General features: G+C 69.5%; 13 protein-coding genes. 6 read left to right on the top strand and 7 right to left on the bottom strand.

Features of this window, described 5'->3' with window-relative positions:
* Positions 1-147 precede the first annotated feature (147 nt).
* The 3 genes from NL114_RS09660 to NL114_RS09650 are packed head-to-tail and all read left to right on the top strand — an operon-like array spanning position 148 to position 3,307.
* A complete protein-coding gene (locus NL114_RS09660; RefSeq protein ID WP_254824583.1) occupies positions 148-855 on the top strand; it encodes a DUF4129 domain-containing protein in 708 nt (235 codons plus the stop codon).
* Positions 852-2,804, top strand: a complete 1,953-nt coding sequence (locus tag NL114_RS09655) for a DUF58 domain-containing protein (protein WP_254824582.1) — start codon at positions 852-854, stop codon at positions 2,802-2,804. Before NL114_RS09660 ends, NL114_RS09655 begins: the two co-directional genes overlap by 4 nt.
* The gene (locus NL114_RS09650) at positions 2,801-3,307 is read left to right on the top strand and encodes a DUF7519 family protein (RefSeq protein WP_254824581.1); all 507 of its coding nucleotides are present in this window, start codon (positions 2,801-2,803) and stop codon (positions 3,305-3,307) included. Before NL114_RS09655 ends, NL114_RS09650 begins: the two co-directional genes overlap by 4 nt.
* On the opposite strand, the gene NL114_RS09645 is transcribed toward NL114_RS09650, so the two are convergent.
* Positions 3,304-4,272, bottom strand: coding sequence for an AAA family ATPase (locus tag NL114_RS09645; protein WP_254824580.1), 969 nt, complete (start codon positions 4,270-4,272; stop codon positions 3,304-3,306). The two genes, NL114_RS09650 and NL114_RS09645, sit on opposite strands and share 4 nt — an antisense overlap.
* 83 nt (positions 4,273-4,355) lie before the next feature.
* Here NL114_RS09645 and NL114_RS09640 point away from each other — a divergent pair, with 83 nt between their 5' ends.
* Both NL114_RS09640 and NL114_RS09635 read left to right on the top strand, forming a co-directional pair.
* Positions 4,356-6,926: an ABC transporter permease subunit gene (locus tag NL114_RS09640; protein WP_254824579.1), complete on the top strand. Its 2,571-nt coding sequence runs from the start codon at positions 4,356-4,358 to the stop codon at positions 6,924-6,926.
* A gap of 306 nt (positions 6,927-7,232) precedes the next feature.
* On the top strand, positions 7,233-7,616 hold the full coding sequence (locus tag NL114_RS09635) for a hypothetical protein (RefSeq protein WP_254824578.1): 384 nt from the start codon (positions 7,233-7,235) through the stop codon (positions 7,614-7,616).
* 206 nt (positions 7,617-7,822) lie between these two features.
* Here NL114_RS09635 and NL114_RS09630 read toward each other — a convergent pair whose 3' ends face one another.
* Positions 7,823-9,040 (bottom strand): hypothetical protein, encoded by a 1,218-nt coding sequence (locus NL114_RS09630; protein WP_254824577.1) that lies wholly within the window; start codon positions 9,038-9,040, stop codon positions 7,823-7,825.
* Positions 9,041-9,176: 136 nt separating this feature from the next.
* Between NL114_RS09630 and NL114_RS09625 the strand changes: the two genes are divergently transcribed.
* A complete protein-coding gene (locus NL114_RS09625) occupies positions 9,177-10,226 on the top strand; it encodes a hypothetical protein (protein WP_254824576.1) in 1,050 nt (349 codons plus the stop codon).
* A 37-nt stretch (positions 10,227-10,263) separates the two neighbouring features.
* On the opposite strand, the gene NL114_RS09620 is transcribed toward NL114_RS09625, so the two are convergent.
* From NL114_RS09620 to NL114_RS09600, 5 genes are all read right to left on the bottom strand, one after another.
* On the bottom strand, positions 10,264-11,151 hold the full coding sequence (locus tag NL114_RS09620; protein ID WP_254824575.1) for a hypothetical protein: 888 nt from the start codon (positions 11,149-11,151) through the stop codon (positions 10,264-10,266).
* Between the two features lie 83 nt (positions 11,152-11,234).
* Positions 11,235-13,574, bottom strand: a complete 2,340-nt coding sequence (locus NL114_RS09615; RefSeq protein ID WP_254824574.1) for a hydantoinase B/oxoprolinase family protein — start codon at positions 13,572-13,574, stop codon at positions 11,235-11,237.
* Between the two features lie 43 nt (positions 13,575-13,617).
* Positions 13,618-15,747 (bottom strand): hydantoinase/oxoprolinase family protein, encoded by a 2,130-nt coding sequence (locus NL114_RS09610; RefSeq protein WP_254824573.1) that lies wholly within the window; start codon positions 15,745-15,747, stop codon positions 13,618-13,620.
* On the bottom strand, positions 15,744-16,163 hold the full coding sequence (locus tag NL114_RS09605; RefSeq protein ID WP_254824572.1) for an acetone carboxylase subunit gamma: 420 nt from the start codon (positions 16,161-16,163) through the stop codon (positions 15,744-15,746). Before NL114_RS09605 ends, NL114_RS09610 begins: the two co-directional genes overlap by 4 nt.
* Complete coding sequence (locus tag NL114_RS09600) at positions 16,163-18,097, bottom strand: hydantoinase/oxoprolinase family protein (protein ID WP_254824571.1); 1,935 nt, start codon at positions 18,095-18,097, stop codon at positions 16,163-16,165. The genes NL114_RS09605 and NL114_RS09600 overlap by 1 nt, the downstream gene beginning before the upstream one ends.
* Positions 18,098-18,315: the final 218 nt, after the last annotated feature.

The following is an 18,315-nucleotide window of genomic DNA, read 5'->3' as shown; positions in this document are numbered from 1 at the left end:
CGGCCGTCGGAGCACCGACCGGGCGAGTACCTGCGCCGGGGGACCGCCCCGGAACAGCCCGAGGGCGAGCGCACAGTTTCAACCGCCGGCAGGAGCCGGGGAAGGATATTTATCCGGAGGATGCGGGGCGTTGACAAGGTCGCCGCGATGAACGGGAGACAGCTGCGCATCATCGTCGTTGCAGCCGTAGCCGTCGGGTCCCTCAGCCTCGGCGGGGCCATCTTCCCGTCGGCCATCGGGGCGCAGACCCAGTCGGTGAGCTCGGGGACGTTCGTCGAGGGGAACACGACCCTCGAGGACCCGCCCGGGCCGAATGGGTTGAACCTGTCCAGCACCCCGTGGCTCCAGGCGTACTACCAGTACTTCGAGCCGCCGAACGGGACGGAGAACGAATCGGTCGCCAGCCGGCGCGACCCCGGCAGCGGGGCGGACCTGCTCCCGATACTGGCCGCCGCCGGGACGGCCGTCACCGCCCTGACGGGCGTCGGGGCGATGGTCTGGGTGCGGTGGCTCTGGCGTACCCCCGAAGGGTTCGAGGAGCGGTCGGAGACCGCCGGCGGGGAGCCGTCACCGACAGCGGAGCCGCCGGTGCCCCCCGGTGACCTCGACCCGTCGAACGAGGTGTACCAGGCCTGGTGCGAGATGGTCCGGCGGCTCGAGGTCACCCGCCCCCACGTGATGACGCCCCGAGAACTCGCCCGGACGGCCGTCGAGCAGGGCTTCGACCGGGAGCCCGTGGAGTCGCTGACCCGGGCGTTCGAGCAGGTCCGCTACGGGGAGGCCGAGCCGTCGGCCGACCGGACGTTCCGAGCCCAGGTCGCCCTCGAGGAACTCGCCGGGGAGGGCGACGCATGAACGTCGTCCGCGGGGTTACGGCGGGCGCTGGCGTCACGGCGGTACTGTTCGGCCTCCTCCTCCTTGCGACCCCGCCGCTGACGGTCGGGCTGGACACCAGCGAGGCCGTCGTGTCGGCGCTGGGCGTGGTCGTCTCCGTGGCCGGCGTCGGCGCGCTCGTGCGCCGATATTCCAGCGGAACGCGACGGACGAGTGCGAGCGACGCGCCGAACCGACGGCCCGTGGTGGCCACGGACCACGCCGCCGACACGGGCGCAGCGTTCGACCGACAGCTCCGGTCGCGCTCGGCGGCGGCCCGCGACCGGCTGGAGGCGACGGCGGTCGACATCCTGACCACGCTCCGGAACCTCGACCCCGGAACCGCCAGGGAGCAGCTCCGCTCGGGTGACTGGACGGACAGCCGCGCCGCGGCCGCCTTCTTCGCGCCAGGGGTAATCGACCGGACGCTGCGGCGGCCGACCTGGCTCGGTGGCGAGCCCGCGGTCGTCGGTCAGGCCCGGGCGGTCGTCGACGAGCTCTCCCGGATCACCCACGAGGAGACCCGCGACGACCACCACGACCGGGACGCCGCCACCGACGCGGAGGAACGCCGAGGTGCTCACGCCCGCACAGGCCCGGAGGCACCCAACGGGGAACCGGACCCGGCCGTCATGGCGGCGCTACCGGACGGGCCCACGTCGACTGGGCGCTGGACCGGCGTCGGGGCACTGACGCTCGTCACCGTCGGCATCGCCGTGTTCACGCGGCGGCCGGGGCTTCTGGTGCCCGCAGCCATCGGCGTCGGGATGGTCGCGTACGCCGCGTACGGCCGTGCGGGCACGCCGACGGAGGCATCGCTGCTGGTGGAGCGGTCGCTGAGCACCGACCACCCCGACCGGGGTGACCCCGTTCGGGTCACCGTCACCGTGCGCAACGAGGGGGACCGGGTGCTTCCCGATGTCCGCCTCGTCGACGGCGTTCCGGAGGCGCTCGCCGTGACCGACGGGGAGCCGGGGACGGTGACGACGCTCCGCCCGGACGAGTCGACCCGGTTCACGTACACCGTGACCGCGGAGTACGGCGACCACGAGTTCGATACGCCGGTCGTCACCCTTCGGGACGCGACGGGCGAGCGCGAGCGGCGCGTCGAACCGACGGTCCGTGGCGAGAGCCTGACCTGTCGGCCGCGACTGGCGGACCCGCCGGGCGTGCCGCTCCGCGCGGAGACGACCGGGCACGTGGGGCCGGTCGCGGCCGACGACGGCGGGAGCGGGCTGGCCTTCCACGCGGTCCGGGACCATCGTCCCGGGGACCCGCTCTCGCTGATCGACTGGAAGCGCTTCGCCCGGACCGGGGACCTCGCGACCATCGAGTTCCAGCAGGAGCGCCGGACGGACGTGGTACTGGCGGTCGACGGGCGCGAGGCCGCCGCGGTGGCGCCCGACACGAGCACCCGGAACGCGCGCCACCGGGCCATCGAGGCCGCGGACGTGCTGGCGACCGCCCTGCTCGACGCCGGGAGCCGGGTCGGCATCAGCGCCGTCTCGGCGACGCCTGCCTGGCTCGGACCGGGGAGCGGAACCGACCATCAGGCCCGGCTCCGCGACCTGCTGGCGACCGACCCGGCGTTCACCACCTCGGACGAGGCGCCGTTCGTCCGGTCGACGTACCTGGCCAGGCTGCGCCGGCGGCTGCCGAGCGGAACCCAGGTGGTCCTGTGCTCGCCGCTGGCCGACGGGACGCCGGTCGAACTCGCGCGTGAACTCGAGGCGTGTGGCGTTCCGGTCACCGTCCTCAGCCCCGACCCGACCGGGGCGGCGACGACCGGGAGACGGCTCGCCAGCGTGGAGCGCCGACTCCGGATGGCCACGCTCCGACACCAGGGCGTGCCGGTCATCGACTGGGCGCCCGACACGCCGCTTCCACTCGCGCTGGCACGGACCCGGGACCTCCCGGTGGTGGTGTCATGAGCGCCCGAGTCACCACCCGGGCTGCCGGCGGTACCCGGAGCCTCCTGCTGACGGGGCTCGCCGGGGGACTCGCACTGGTCCCGGTGGCGGCGGGGCCGACCGCCGCCGTGGCGGCACTCCCGGGACTCGCGGGCCTCGTCGCCGGCGTCTCGCGTGGGAGCCGGCGGCTGGTCCGCGCCGGGGCGGTCGGACTCTACGCCGGCGTGCTGCTGGCCGGCGTGCTCGGGGCCCCGGTCATGCTGCTCGCGCTCGGAACGGTCGGCGCGGTCGTGGCCTGGGACGGCGCCGAGCAGGCGGTCGATCTCGGGCGCCATCCCGGTTCGGCGGACGCCGCGCGGCCGGTCCTCGTCCACACGGCCATCACGGCTGGCGTCGCCGCCATCGTGGCGGTGGGGAGCTACCTCCTCTACCGACTGGGGGCGGTCCCGGCCCCGACCGTCGTCGTCGTCGTGCTACTGGTCGGCGGCCTCCTGCTGCATCACGTCCTCGTGCGGACCGACTAGCGTCCGGTCCCGGCCTCGGCTACGGTCGGGACGGCGATATCGTCCAGCACGTCGTCGACGACGGTCGTCGCGTCCACGTCCTCGACGCTGGCCTTCGCCGTGAGCACCAGCCGGTGGGCGAGTACCGGGCGGGCCACCCGCTTGACATCGTCCGGGGTCGCGAAGTCGCGCCCGGCCAGGACGGCGTGGGCCCGGGCCGATTCGAGCAGCCGCTGGGTACCACGCGGCGAGACGCCGACCTCGACACGAGGGTCCTCCCGGGTCGCTCGGGCGATATCGGTCATGTACCCCTGGAGGTCCTCGTCGACGTGGACCGTCTCGGGCACCGACTGGAGCGCCCGGACCGCCTCGGGGTCCACCACCTGCTCGGCAGTGGGGACCTGTTCGGCCCGCCCGAGTCGGCGGCTCAGGAGCCGGCGCTCCGCGTCGCGCTCGGGATAGCCGAGACTCGTCTTGACCAGGAACCGGTCGACCTGTGCCTCCGGCAGCGGGAAGGTCCCCTCCTGCTCGACGGGATTCTGCGTCGCCAGCACGAAGAACGGCTCCGGGAGGTCGTGGGTCGTTCCCTCGGCCGTGACCTGATGTTCGGCCATCGCCTCCAGCAGCGCGGCCTGTGTCTTCGGTGGTGCCCGATTGATCTCGTCACCGAGCACGACCTGTGCGAACACCGGGCCCTCACGGAACTCGAAGGACCCCTCGACCTCGTCGTACACGTGGGTGCCGGTCACGTCCGCCGGGAGCAGGTCGGGGGTGAACTGCACCCGCGAGAACGACAGCCCCAGCGCCGTCGCGAACAGGTTCGCCGTCAGCGTCTTGCCGGTTCCCGGCACGTCCTCGATGAGGACGTTCCCACGCGCGAGGATACCCAGCATGATGTCCTCGAGGAACCGTTCGTCGGCGACGACCCCGTCGGCGACCTCGGAGAGGATGGCCTCACAGCTGTCACTCGCCTCCGTCACGTCCATGGCCCATGGTGACACACCAGGGACTTAGCTATGTCGCCGTCCATCAGAGCTAAGGGCCCCGCGTGGGAGTCTCTGCCAAGCCAATGCGTGGGACGGCCGAGTACCTCCTGCGACGGGCAGGGCTGTCGCTCCTGTTCGTAGCGGTCGCCGCGACGGTCGTGTTCGGAATCGTCCACTTCGGGGTCGCGGATCCGGCGGACGCGACGGCCGCGACGCCGGAGGAGCGGTCATCGCTCGCCGAGAAGAAATCGACGTTCGGCCTCGACCGGCCGATACCCGTCCAGTACGTCGACTACATGGTCTCGATGTTCCGGTTCGACTTCGGCGAGACCTGGGCCGACCGCGACGAGGCGGTGGCCGAGCAACGGACGAGTGTCAACAGCCTCGTCGAGCAACGGCTCGGCCGGACGGCGTGGCTGTGGCTCTGGACCGGACTGCTCGCCCTCCCGCTGACCGTCGTCGGCGTCGTGGCGGCACGCTACACGGATGACGGTCGTGATACCGGCGTCCTCGGCAAGGCACTGCCGGCGTTCCTGCTCGCGGCTACCTTCGAGACCGTGTTCTTCAATCTCGGACAGCTGCTGCTGGGCCTGGACTGGCGACCGTTCCTCGCACCGACACCGTCGAGCATCACACGGCCCCTCCCGGTCGGTGACCTGGGGACGACCGACGGGGTCCTGCTGGCGACGAAACTGGCGATTCCGCCCGCGCTCGCGCTCGCCGTCCCGCTGGCGGGGACCCTGGCGTTCCTCTGGAGCCGCGGGCTCGCGTCCGCCGCCGACAGGTCGTTCGTCGACGCCGCACGCGCGAAGGGGCTGCACGGCGGCCTGGTCCGACTCAAGCACGTCCTGCCGGTCGGGGCAGTCCCGGTGTTGGTGGTCGCGGGCGAACTCGCCGCGGCCCTGGTCGGCATGACGATGCTGGTCGAGGTGGTGTTCTCGCTGGAGGGGCTGGGCTCGCTGCTGTACATCTCCGTCGTCAGGAACGACTACACGACCCTGCAGGCGTCGGCCTTCGTCTTCGTGGTGGTCGTGGCGGCGGTCGACTGGCTCGGCGCCGCCGGGCACTCGCTGCTCGGCGGGGACCCGGCCCGGCGCCGGCGCGGAGTCTGGGGCGGCAGCGCCACCACGGGACACGACGGGTCGGTGAGTGATGGCGGGCCAGTGAGCGACGGCGGGCCGGTGAGCGACGGCGGGCCGGTGAGTGACGGCGGAGTCGACACCGGCGGAGGCCTCCGACCCCGCCGGCACGTCGACGGCATCCGGCTCGCGGTGCGGGCGACGCCGCGCCCGGCGCTCGTCTGGGCCGGCGCCGGCGCGGTGCTGGTGCTCCTCCAGTTCGGGGCCCTCGTCGACACGCTCTCGGCGTTCGTCCCCGGCATCGACCTGGCGGGGGTCGTCCCGCGGCTCCTCGACCGGCGGCTCGTCCCCAACGCCGGCTACCGGCTCCCCGACGGGGGGTGGGCGGGAACCGCGTTCGGCCTCTCGCCGGCAGCGGCCTGGCTGCTCCGGGTCGGGCTGGTCTACGCCTACGCGGCCGCGGTCGCCCTGTGGCTCCGCCACGGCTACCGCCTGCTGCGCGACGTGTACCGGCCGGCGACGTGGCACGGGGGCGGCGCGTTCCTCGCCCGACTCCGGGCACACCGGGCCGCGCGGGTCGGCGGCGCCGTCGTGGCCGTCCTCCTGGTCGCGGCCGTGTTCGCCCCGGCGCTGGGCACGGTGCCCGCCGACCGGACCTTCATGCATTCCAGCCTCGACGGGACCCAGGGCGAGATCGACGGGTCGGGGACGGTCGACTATCTCGACACCGAGAGCGGCACCGTCGAGTCGGCCGCAGTGAGCCTGACCATCACCCGGACGCGCTCGACCTCGCTCGGGAGCGTCGGGCCCGGACAGTACGACGAGTTCGGTCAGTTCCACCCGTTCGGGACCACCTACTTCGGGACCGACCTGTTCACGGAGATGCTGTTCGGCCTGCGCAGCTACCTCTTCGTCGCCACGGTGGTGCTGCTGACCGCGGGGCTCCTCGTCCTGCTCGCGGGCGCGCTGGCGCTGCAGCTCGGGCGCCCGACCGCGGCGGGCATCGACGGAGCCGCCGGCCTGCTCGGGCTGTTCCCCACCATCCCCTTCCTGTTCCTGACGGTGGCCTGGTTCCATCCGGCCCTGAGCACGCTCTCGACCCAGTTCCAGGTCGTCGGCGTGCTGTTCGGCCTGCTCGCCTGGCCGCGGCTCTGGCGGACGGTGAAGCCACTCCTGACCGAGGTCGACGGCCGGGCCTGGGTCGACGCCGGCGCCGCGTTCGGACAGCCCCGGAGCCGGACCGTCGTCCGGGAGCTCCGGCCCGTCGGCGGCGTGCTGGTGGCGTACGGGCTCGTCGCCGCCGGAGGAGCCATCGCCGGGACGGCGGGACTGTCGTACCTCGGCCACCTCTCGGTCGGCGCCCCACACGGCGCCTTCGAGTGGGGCGGCCTGCTGTGGCGCGGGCAGAACTTCATGCTCACGAGCGCGGGCCACACGTTCGTCTTCCCGGCGGTCGGGCTGGTCTGTCTGCTCGCCGCGATCCAGGCGCTCGCGGCCGGCATCCGCGATGCCGCGACCGCCGACCGACCCGGCGAGACGAGCAGTGCCGGCGAGGTCGGCGGCCTCACCAGCTGACACCACGCCGGACGGTCCCGCTCGGAGAGCGGTCGTTGGTACCGTGTTCGTGCGAAGATACAGAAGGGCTCTCTGGTGACAGCGCCGACCGAACCCTGTTGAAAGCCCCCGAGCGCTCCGGGCTCCGGGGCTCGCTGCGGACGGTCGAGCGGCCAGGGGCTTCCAAACCGGTTCTATTCGCGGTTCCTCGCTCTGCATCTCCCTCCAACTACACTCCCTGCAACGACCGGAGCGAAGCTATCTGTCCGGACACCACCCGCCGCGCCCCCCAGCTATAACTTGTTCCACCCCGTGGCCCATGATGGCATGTCAGAGACCGCCAAGGTTGTCAAGGAGCTGAGCCGCGGGGACAGGCTCCGGGTATCCGACCCGGACGTCGGCGAGGTATCGGTCATCATCTACGCCCCCCAGGAGACCGCGGAGGTCGCCCCCGGCATCCAGCAGTTCGTGTTCACCCACGAGTCCGGGCGCATCATCGGGATGAACCGGAGCCTCGGCGTCGACGAAGACGCCGACTGGGACATCTGCCGGCTCGTCGTCGACGAGGACGGGTTCCAGCACGCCCTCCTGGTGCGGTCGAACGGCGATGTCCACCTCCACACCCGCCGGGAGCCGGGCCAGCCGGAGGACTGGGAGCATCGCGGCGTCGTCGAGGAGGTCGAGCGGCTCGAACCCGTCGACCAGGCCTGAACGGCGCACCGCCGACACCCCGACCGGGGACCCCGCTCCACTCACTTCGTCGGGTCCCCGATAGCGACGAACGGAGCCGGTGGCACGCGCAGGCGGAGCGAACGGACGATTACTGGGACGATAGGCACTCCGGAGGGCTGCAGGTCACTCCGGGGAGCGGGGAGCCGAACAAACCGCCAGCGAGGGGAATGCCGAACCGACCCGGCTCACACGCCACCGATGAGGCCGCCATCGACCGGCGTATCGGTGGGCGTCGCCGTCGGCGTGGGTGACGGTGTCGGCGTCGGCGTTGGTGTGGGGCTCGGCGTCGCCGTCGGCGTCGGCGTGGGGGTCGGGCTGGGCGTCGGTGTCGGTGTCGGCGTGGGTGTGGGCGTGGGTGAGGGTGTCGGACTCGGCGTCGCCGTCGGCGTGGGGGTCGGGCTGGGTGTCGGACTCGGCGTCGCCGTCGGCGTGGGGCTCGCTGTCGGGGTCGCCGTCGGCGTCGGTGATGCGGTGGACGTGTTGGTCGGTGACGGGCTCGGCGTCGGCGAGGCCGTGCTGGCCGCACCGCCGAGGCTGTTGGCGCCGCCACCGGCGCTCGCTGCGGGGGCACCGGTGGCGAACAGCAGGGTCGCGCCATGCACGAAGATCGTGCCGACGACGACGAGTGCGACGAGGAGCACCGGGACCGTCGTCAGCCGGTCCAGCTCGGACTCCTGGCCCCAGAACAGCATCACCCCCGCCAGCACGACGGCCACCATGACGACGAGCCCGGCGACCGGCTGGGAGCTGGCCTCGAGCCGGACCCCGACCCGGACCGCGACCAGGCCGACGACGAACACCCCGAGCGCAAGAACGGGCGTGCTCCGGGAGAGGCCACCCGACGGAAGGCTCGGGAACGGGCCGGACTGCTGTGCCGTGGTCGGTGCCTCCCGGTCGATCCAGCGGTCGAGCGCGAACCCGTTCTCGAGGGGGGCCTGCTCGGCCGGGCCGTAGTGAGCCGGCGCGAGGGCACCGAGCGTCTCCCGGCGACCGAGGAGCAGCGCCGCGACCGCGAGCGCGAGGAGTCCGATGGGGAGCGCCTCGGCGGCCGGCGAGTCGAGTTGCGGGACGACGCCCACCGCGAGCCGGACCGCGACAGCTCCGAGTGCGAAGAGGACCAGGGCCAGCACCGGGACGCTCCGGACGGCCACCCCCGGACTCGGCAGAGTACGCCCCGAAGCGGCGCCCGCACCCGTCGAGCCGGGCTGGGACTGCCCCGCCGCGGGCGGGTCCGACGGAAGCGACCCGTCGCCACCCTGCTCGACCACCCCAGGGAGGTCGGCCGGCTGCTCGTCCAGCCACTCGTCGAGCGTGAACCCCGTCTCGAGTGGCGCCTGTCTTCCTCGTGTTCGACGGATGGCCTGAACCGGGAGACCATCCAGCATTCGCTGCGGGAATCCCATGCTAACTCGTTCCGTGTGTGGCTTTGTCATTGTCAGACCAGTGCATAAAGCTGTCGGCACTGAGCCTGGCAGCGGACTGGTGGAGTGGTCCCAGGGCGGGGAAAGTTACTTGCACGGCCCTCCGGAATCACGGGTGATGCTTCCGGGCGTGGATATGCACCTCCGTTCGTCTCAGTATCCGGATGTCGTGGCGGACGCCCTCCTCACGCTCCCCGAACGGCCGTGTACGATGGTTCCGTTCGACGAGAGCCGGTTCCCGGACCTGCTGGCCGAATTCCATCGGACGGACCACCCGACGGTCGAGTCGGACTCGGCCCCGGCGGTGAATGAGCAGCTCCTCGCGGCCACCGACACCGTCGAGGCGTTCTTCGCGGAGGCGCTCTGGACATCGGTACTCACCCCCGACCTCGAGGGACTGTCGAGCGAAATCGTCGCCGTCCCGTACCGCGATACGATGTTCGAGTCGGCCGTCTACCGCGACGGCACGCCCGGCTGGAAGGTCGAGGCGTACCTCTTCACCGACGAACGTGTTCGCGAGGATATCGAGCGCATCAGCCATCGGAAGGAGCAGTATCTCCGCTCGCTCCGGAACGGACGAGTCCCGACGGCAGCCTCGCGAGACCACAAGCTCGCCGAGATCCGGACGAAGAGCGATCTCCTGGGATACCCCGACTGTTGTGGCGAACGGTTCCTGACCGAGCGCCGGCGCCGGTTCGACACCATGCTCTCCGTCGGTGACGAGCGGGTTACGGAGCTGCGCGCCAGTGGCGACAGGGAAGCGGTCCTCGCCGCCTTCGAGCAGGAGCTGGCGACCCACGACCTCACGCTGGCGGACCTCAACCCGGAGAGCCGGCTGGTCGGCCAGCTCGAGAACCTCGACATCGGTAGCTACTTCGAGAACTGGTCGTACGACCGTCTCCGGGCGTTCTTCGAGCGACGGAGTCGGGACGAGCTGCCGGCGTTCTTCTACGCGTTCTTCAGCGAGGAGTTCTACCCCCACCACCCGCGCTGTGACCACGCCGAGGCGGTCGGGCGGGCGGTCGAGTCGACGCTCCACCGCACGTATCCGGACCAGGTCCCGCTGTACCGGACGACGGTGATGTGTAACCTTCTGTCTCACCTCGGGTTCGACGACCGAGCGGTACGCCGGCGGTTATTGACCGATATCGGGCCCCAACCGGAGTGAATCACCCGATGCCACGGCCGCCACGTCCGGACGCTCGTCACCGACCGAGCAGCTCGCGGAAGCGCTGGACACGCTCGGGCGCGGCGGTGGCGGGAACGGGCACGAGCCACACGAACCCCTCCGGCAGCGCATTCTGGAAGGATTCAACGCGGGACTCGAACGTCGCCGGCTCCGCAGACCACACCGCCGCGGGCAGCGAGCCACCAGTTCGACCGGAAACGTCGGCCAGTGACTCGACGGCCTCGGGTGGCAGCGCCTCGAACGTCACCACATCGTACTCGTCGAGAAGCGCCGCGGCGTCGGCCCGAAGCGTCGACGGGAAGCGACCGACCACACGCAGGCCGTGGTGGTCGGCGGTGTTGAACACGGCCCCCGCCTCGAGGAGCGCGTCGTCGAGTGACAGTCCCCGGTCACGAGCCGTCTCGAGACCACGCTCATCGAGAACCAGGACTTCGACGGTTCCCTCGAGCGACCGGACGACATCACTCACCGCCTGGCCCGCCTCGTGAAGGGCGTCGAGGGCGGCGAACTCGTCGGCCGCGACGGCATCGAGCCAGTCGGCGCCCAGCTGGTCGACACAGACCGTGGCCGGGCTCGGCAGGACGGCACCGACAGGCTCCGAACGGACATCCGCGACGATACCGATGGTCTCGGCGAACCCCTCGACGCCCGGGCCCAGTGCCTCGTCGAACCGGACACTCGCGAGGTCGGCCCCATCGGCCGTTTCGAGGTCCGCGGCGAGAGCGTCGACACCGGAGACGGCGGCCACGTCCGGACCGACGAGGTCGGCGGTCTGTCGCAACGCCGTCGACCAACCGACGGGGTCGGTCCAGGGTCGGTCGGGCATCTCGTCGCCGACCCGTGCGGCGTAGTCCTGATACAGCGGTACGTAGACGAACTGGCCGTCGAACACTGGTACACTCATCCGACTCGACCCGAGGTTGGACCGACTACACGTTAAACCCTGGCGTGGTGTCGGAACCCACGACAGAGCTAGGATAGCCCGCCCTAGTCGTCGCTGAGGTCGCCCTTGTACTCCGGCCGTGGCGGGTACTTCGGGGTGTCGAACAGTGCGGGCGCCTGCGTGCGGAAGAAGTTCATCGGCATGCCCTCCAGCTCGTCGGGAGCCATCCGCTGGTTGACCCAGCCCGCGTAGATCTCCTCTCGGTCGTCCCACGACCCGAAGTACGGCATGTCGAGCGGCGGCGTCTCCGTCTCCCAGTCATCGACGAACTCGTCGAACGGGACGCCCTCCTCCAGTCGCTCCTCACGTTTCGACTCGCGGCGCTCCTCGGTGGCAGCCTCGTCGACCATCATGGTCTCCTCGTCGTAGGCCACCTCGTAGATGTTCTCGAGGACCCACTCGGAGATGAGGTCCTTCTCCAGGTCCTCGAGGACCGACTCGGCGTCGCGTTCGATGGGGTCACCGAGGCCACCGCCGGCCCCCTGGGTCACCCAGTAGACCTCACCTTCCTCGGCCAGCTCCTGCTGCAGACCGAGGTCCCAGGTGGTGTACTCCCCGTCGAGCGGTTTCTCCTGCATCAGGTCGGGGATGTCGTACTCCCAGTCTTCGGGGTCCTCCTCCAGCAGCTCGAGGACGTTGGCGTCCTTGATGCGGCCGGCGGGGATGGCCGGGGCGCCGTAGCCCCCGTACAGTCCGTGGACCGAGGGGAACCGCGACCCGATGCCGGTCGCGAGCCACGCCCACGCCGGGGTGTTCTTGTGGGTGAACACCTGCTGATGGCCGTGGCCGCCACGGTAGCGGCCGAAACCCTGCAGGTCCTTCAGGAGCCGCGCCCGCGAGAGCGCCACGAAGGGGTACTCCTCCTCGTAGTGCTCGGTCTCGCCCATGTCACCCATCGCACAGAAGAAGGCGGCCTGGGAGTGGAGCCCATCGCGGTCCCAGCGGGCGGCGCCGGGCATCGTGTTGATGTCGGTCACGATGTTGCCGACGAAGTCACCGTGCTGGTTGGTCCCGCCGTAGGTCCACCCGTTGATGCAGTTGTAGTGGTTGGCGTGGATGTCGGTGGCCTCCGAGCGGTTCTCCTGGGTGAATTCGGGGTAGAGCGCCTTCATCATCGACTGCTCCATCGAGGAGAACGCCGGGAACAGGGTCATCATGCTCTGGGCGTTTGGTACTTCCCGGGTGCAGTGGACGATGGAGCCGCGGTCGGCCTCGATGTGGACCGGCTCGAAGATGGCCTGGTTCCGCGGCAGGTCCGGCCAGATGAAGTTGAGGAACGCCGGCATGAGGACGCTCTTGAGCGACGCGAAGATGGCGTTGGTCGCCCGGTCGTCGAACTCGGGCCCGGCGCCGCGGTAGTCGATGGTGATCTCGTCGCCCTCGATGGTAATCTCACAGGGGATCTTGATGAGACAGTCCTCCTTGAGGGTGCTGTCGGCGAACGTGGTGTGCCGGTAGGTTCCGTCGGGGGTCGCCTCGATGCGGGCTCGCATCTCCTCCTCGGCCGACTCCAGCGAGTGGCGCAAGCCCCCGACCACGTGGTCGGCACCGTACTGGTCGATGACCTCGTCGATGCGGTCTATCATCCGCATCACCGACGCCAGCCGCGCCTGGTGGTCGTTCCGGGTGAGCTTCTTGTCCCGGGTGGAGTTCTGGAAGAACGTGATGAGCTCCTCGTCCAGTTCGTAGTCCGTGCCGATCTTCATCGGCTGGGTCTTCAGCCCCTCGTCGTACGGGCTCTCGGCGTCGCCGGGGATGCCACCCGGTTCGGTCGAGCCGTTCTCGCCCTCGTGGATGACACAGCTCGCCCACGCGATGTGCTCGTCGCCATCGAACACCGGGATGAACGTGCTCTGGTCGGCGTTGTGGATGTTCCCGTACCGGGCGTCCATGTGGTGGAACACGTCCCCCTCGTTGATCTCGTAGTCGGGGTTCTCCCGCCACTTCTTCATCACGTGCTTGATGGGCAGGCCCTGGAGGACGATGAACGACAGCACGCCACTGGAGGAGGCCACCGCCAGGTCGCCCTCGCGGGTGAACAGGCCCGTGATGAGGTCGCCCCACTTCGCCCCGGGCGAGGAGGCGATCTGCATCGCCATGTCCAGTCCCTCGTTACCGATGGCCTGGAGCTGGTTGTTGACAACCATCCGGGTCACGTCCTCGTCGGCGATCGCGTCGAGTGCCGCCTCCTGACGGTCCGTCCGGGGCTCCATGGAGTGTTGCTCCATTATCTCCCGATCCGGCCCCTCGAACAGTTCCTCGCCTTCGAGGAATTCGGTCATCTCGGCTTCGATACTCCGCTCGTCCTCGGCGACGGGCGCCGCCTGTGAGACGCCGCCGTCGGCCTTTCGGTCGGTCCCGTCGTCTTGGGTGTCGTCTGTCATTGTCGTATCCGGTGTGATGTCGGTTCCGTGCCTGTGCTCGCCGTCACTGTCGTCTGAGATACGAGACGCCGGCCGGCGTCCGGTCGAAGGTCCAGCCGTCGTTGACCACGATGGTCGTCTCGGGGTGCTCGACGATGGCCGGCCCATCGACCGCGCCGGTACCCATCTCGGTGAACCGGTGGACCGGCGTCTCGACGAACTCGCCGCCGAAGTAGCACGACCGGGAGCGCCCGGTGTCCGGCGTCCCGGCACCGTCTGTCAGCGCCGCCGCGTCGCCGGTCGAGGTGTACTCCATCCGGGGCTGCTCCACGTAGGACTGCACCCGGATGGTGATGAGGTTGATGTCCGAGCTCGGCATGTGGGCCTCGTCGCCGAAGTTGTCCCCGTAGGAGTCGCGGAAGGCCTTCAGTAACCGCAGCAGGTCCTCCCGGTCGTCGATGGTCTCGACCGGACTCCGAGCCGTCGTCGTCTGCAGCTGGACACCGTACTTCAGGTCGCACTCCACAGTGTGCTGGATGCGGTCGGCCGAGTAGCCCTCGTCGAGGAGGTCACGCCGGCCCTTGTCCTGGAGTGTCGCGACGACGTCGTTGAACTGCTCGTAGTCGTCGAAGTACGTCTGCCCCTCACCGTCGAACAGTTCGAGGTAGACCGACTGCTCGTACATGTGCATCTGGTCGAGGTTGCCGGCGCCGGCCGCCGACAACACGGGGCTGAACGGCGGCACGATGACCTTCTCGACGTCCAGTTCCTCCGCGTACCCGCACGCGTGGGTCGGGCCAGCCCCACCGTACGAGAGGATGGAGAAGTTCCGTGGGTCGTAGCCCTGCAGCGAGATCTCGTTGAACATCGTCTGGGCCATCTTCGTGTCGACAACCTGTCTCGCAGCGGCGGCGGCCTCCTCGACGCTCACGTCCATCGGCTCCGCGATGTCTCGGCGGACGGCGCGTCGGGCGAGCCGCTCCTCCAGCTCCAGCTCGCCGCCCCAGAAGTAGTCCGGGTTGAGATACCCCAGTACGACATCGACGTCGGTCACCGTCGCCCGACGGCCGCCGCGGTTGTAACACGCCGGGCCGGGGTCCGACCCCGCGCTCTCCGGGCCGACCGTGATGACGTCCTCCGCGGAGTTGTAGCCGAGTATCGACCCCCCGCCAGCGCCGATGGTCTTCATGTACACCATCGGGATGTTGATGAGCCACCGGTCGATGATGGGCTCGTACTCGTACAGCGAGACCTCACCCTCCGTGACGGCCCCGATATCGAAGCTCGTGCCCCCCATGTCGGTCGTGATGAGGTTCTCGTCGTCGAGTTCGTCGGCGAGCTGCTGGGCGGCGCCCAGTCCCGCGACGGGCCCCGCGTGCATCGTCTGGATGGCGTAGGTCTTGCCCAGCTGGGCCATCCCGGAGGTGTTGTGGACGAGCTGGAGCGGCTTCTCGTAGCCGTGGTCCCGGAGGACCGACTGCATGTCCTGCAGCCCCTCCCGCATGATGCGGTGGAGGTAGGCGTTGATGACCGTCGCGTTGCTGCGCATGTACTCCCCGTTCTTGCCCGTCACCCGGTGAGAGAGGACGACCGGCGTCGACCCGAGGACGTTGCTCGGGTACTCCTGGTTGACGATCTCCTCGACGAGGAGCTCGTGGACCGGATTGACGGTGCTGTTCAGAAGCACGACCGCGATGGCGCGGACACCGTCATCGACCAGCGAGTTGACGACCTCGCGGATCTCCTCCCGGTCGGCCTCCAGCAGGACATCGCCCTTGTAGTCGATCCGTTCGCGGATGCCGTAGCGGTAGTCCGAGGGGACGATTGGGTCCGGTCGGTCGGCGCCCGGGATGTCAGCCTGGTCCTCGATAGAGAGGCCATCGCCGTACTGGCGCCCCCGGCCGATGCGGATGGTGTCCTCGTGGCCCTTCGTCGTGATGAGGCCGACGCGCTCACCGGTCCGCTCGATGAGCGCGTTCGTCCCGAGCGTGGTCCCGTACCTGACCGAATCGACATCCGAGAGCACCGTCTCGACGGACAGGTCGATTTTTTCAGCACCGGCCGTCAGCGCCTCCATGAACCCCTCGGTGAGGTCGTGATGCGTCGTCGGCGCCTTGGACTCGACACGCTGGCCGCCCCACGCGACCACACAGTCGGTGAAGGTTCCGCCGATATCGACACTGACGCGTTTCATGTGTCTCCCTCCATGTAGCGCTCACGGAGCCAGTCGAGGTCCGGCTGGATCTCGTTCGTCGGTGGATGCCCGGGGGGCAGGTACTCCGTCTCCACCTGTGCCCCACAACCGGGGCAGTAGTACTCCAGGATACGACACCACTCCGAGTCCGGGGAGTAGGTGTACTCGTACTCGTCACCGATGAGCGGCCGGTGGATCTCGCTCGGGTCCCGCTCGTTGACGAGGAGCCCGTGCTTGTAGTTCTCCGTGGCGTCGTCGAGTTCCTCGCCGCAACGCCGGCACCGCCACTGCTCGACGTCGAGGTCGATTCCGAGGTACGGCGTGATCGGGACGACGGCGGGCTCGTCGAGCCCGACCTCGGCCTCGATTCCGTCGGTCTGTACGCCCTGATTCGTACCGTGTTCGCTGTGTGCCATTAGCTGTCCTCCGCAGTGATGACCATGTGTCCGTACTCGTTGATCTCGAACCGCCAGTCGGGGGGAATCGAGTATGTCGTCGAGGTGTCACGCAGCACCGCTGGCCCCGCGGCCGAGGCCTGGCCCTGGATCTCCCGGTAGTCGAAGACGGGAGTCTGTTCGGTCGCCTGCCCATCGGCGGTCTGCCACGCGATGTCGCTCTCGCTGGCCGGCTCCAGCTCGGTCGTGGTCGACAGTCGCGGGGTGAACGTGTTCGTCGGGAGCTGTGCGGTCGCGGTGAGCGTCAGGACGACCTGATCGTAGTCGTCGAGCCGCGCCGCCAGTTCGGATTCGGCCTCGGCCGGGTCGACGGCTCCGAGGTCGGTGGCCTCGGTTCCGGTGACGCCGCTGACGTGCCAGGACAGTTCGACCTCGTCAGCTCCGAAGCCCTCGCCCTCCATGTCGCGGCGGGCCCGCTGTCGCAAGCGGCCGACCTCGTCCGAGAGCCCGTCCAGGTCGTTCTGCTCCGCCGCGCGGAAGTGGTAGTCGTGGACGACATCGCTGAAACCGACGCTGTGCGCGCTGAAGACCGACGGATACGACGGGACGACGATACGCTCGATGCCTGCATTGCGGGCGACACCACACGCGTGGGTCGGACCGGCCCCCCCGTACACGACGAGCGTCGCCTCGGCGGGAGCGATATCGCGGTCGGAGAGCTTCTCGCGGATGAACGACCCGATCTGTCCCTCGAGCCGGTTGCGGATCTCGAGTGCAGCCTCCTCGGGCGTGAGCCCGAGCGGCTCGGCGATATGCTCCTCGATGACGCTCCGGGCCCGGTCGGCGTCGAGCGAGACCTCGTCGCCCGCGAAGAACCCGGGCGTCATGATACCCGAGACGACATCCGCGTCGGTGACCGTCGGCCGCCGGCCACCGAGGCCGTAACACGCCGGACCCGGATTCGCCCCCGCACTCTCGGGTCCGAGTTCGAGGCCGTCATCGACGACCTTCGCGACGGTGCCGCCACCGCCACTGACCGGGAAGAGTTTGCGCATCGGGAAGGATACCTCGACGCCCTCGACCTCCCCGAACTCGTCGCGTGCGACCGCACCGTCCCGGATGAGTGCCACGTCGGCGCTCGTCCCCCCGATATCGAGTGCGACAGCGTCCGATGCGTCGTACAGGGTCGCCATCTCGGCCGCCCCCTGGATGCCGGCGGACGGGCCGGAGTTGTAGGTCTGTAACGCCGTCGTCTTGGCGACCCGAGTCGAGGCGCCGTCGTTACAGAAGACGAGCAGGGGGTTGTCGTACCCGTGGTCGCGCAGGAAGTCCTCGGCCCGGTAGAGGAACTCCCCGAGCGAGGGGTGCAGGTACGAGTCGACCAGCGTCGTCCTGAGGCGCCGCTGGTCGTCGGGGTCGCTTGTCAGTTCGTGAGTGAGATGCAACGGAACGCTCCCCAGGTAGTGCTGGGGCTGTTCGTCCAGCAGGATGTCCTGGATGGCCCGTTCGGAATCCAGTGAGTCCATCCCGACGACGATGTTGTCGCTCAACTCCTCGGCCAGGTCGTTGTACCGCTTCGCTGTCTGTCGGGAGTCAGAGGCGCTCGCCAGCTCCCGCTGGGCTCCCTGTTCGAGGATATCGTCCACGAGAGAAGCGTCGTAGCTCTCGAGCTGGCCGAGAGATGTCCGGGGGGTCAGAACCCCCACGTTCGCCCCCTCACGCTCGATGACCGCGTTGGTACCGATAGTAGTCGAGTATCGGATGCAGTCGACCGTCGTGAGCAACTCCCGTGGTTCTTCTTCGAACAGGGCGGCCGCCTGTTCGATGATATCGGAGAAGCAGACCGTCAGGTCATGTGGTGTCGTGGACGTCTTGAGCGTCCATACCTCGTCACCGCGCCTGACGGTGCCGTCCGTGAACGTTCCGCCTGTGTCGATGTCGATTGTCGTTTCCATCTGTGAGTTCGTGTCTGCTGTTCATCATCCCGGTACTCTCCGGTCTTCAGACGTCCGTCGCGGGGCTGACCGTCAGGTCACCGACTCATCCCCTCGCGCCGGCGCCGGCTCGTCTCACGGTCCGCCATACCGCGAGAGGGTTGGTACTGGTCCGCATGCAGGCAGCTGTTTGAAAGAGAGTTTATTATATTTTTCCATAGGAGCCGCTTAAAAACGCC

Origin of the sequence: Haloglomus halophilum (assembly GCF_024298885.1) — an archaeon.
Taxonomy (GTDB): Archaea; Halobacteriota; Halobacteria; order Halobacteriales; family Haloarculaceae; genus Haloglomus; species Haloglomus halophilum.
Note: the sequence above shows the minus strand (reverse complement) of the source record. Positions and strands in the feature narration are given on the sequence as shown.

Excerpts from the sequence above, each read along its gene's own strand:
- NL114_RS09660 (WP_254824583.1), top strand. The coding sequence starts at position 148 with ATGAACGGGAGACAGCTGCGCATCATCGTCGTTGCAGCCGTAGCCGTC.
- NL114_RS09655 (WP_254824582.1), top strand. The coding sequence starts at position 852 with ATGAACGTCGTCCGCGGGGTTACGGCGGGCGCTGGCGTCACGGCGGTA.
- NL114_RS09650 (WP_254824581.1), top strand. The coding sequence starts at position 2,801 with ATGAGCGCCCGAGTCACCACCCGGGCTGCCGGCGGTACCCGGAGCCTC.
- NL114_RS09645 (WP_254824580.1), bottom strand. The coding sequence starts at position 4,272 with ATGGACGTGACGGAGGCGAGTGACAGCTGTGAGGCCATCCTCTCCGAG.
- NL114_RS09640 (WP_254824579.1), top strand. The coding sequence starts at position 4,356 with ATGCGTGGGACGGCCGAGTACCTCCTGCGACGGGCAGGGCTGTCGCTC.
- NL114_RS09635 (WP_254824578.1), top strand. The coding sequence starts at position 7,233 with ATGTCAGAGACCGCCAAGGTTGTCAAGGAGCTGAGCCGCGGGGACAGG.
- NL114_RS09630 (WP_254824577.1), bottom strand. The coding sequence starts at position 9,040 with ATGGGATTCCCGCAGCGAATGCTGGATGGTCTCCCGGTTCAGGCCATC.
- NL114_RS09625 (WP_254824576.1), top strand. The coding sequence starts at position 9,177 with ATGCTTCCGGGCGTGGATATGCACCTCCGTTCGTCTCAGTATCCGGAT.
- NL114_RS09620 (WP_254824575.1), bottom strand. The coding sequence starts at position 11,151 with ATGAGTGTACCAGTGTTCGACGGCCAGTTCGTCTACGTACCGCTGTAT.
- NL114_RS09615 (WP_254824574.1), bottom strand. The coding sequence starts at position 13,574 with ATGACAGACGACACCCAAGACGACGGGACCGACCGAAAGGCCGACGGC.
- NL114_RS09610 (WP_254824573.1), bottom strand. The coding sequence starts at position 15,747 with ATGAAACGCGTCAGTGTCGATATCGGCGGAACCTTCACCGACTGTGTG.
- NL114_RS09605 (WP_254824572.1), bottom strand. The coding sequence starts at position 16,163 with ATGGCACACAGCGAACACGGTACGAATCAGGGCGTACAGACCGACGGA.
- NL114_RS09600 (WP_254824571.1), bottom strand. The coding sequence starts at position 18,097 with ATGGAAACGACAATCGACATCGACACAGGCGGAACGTTCACGGACGGC.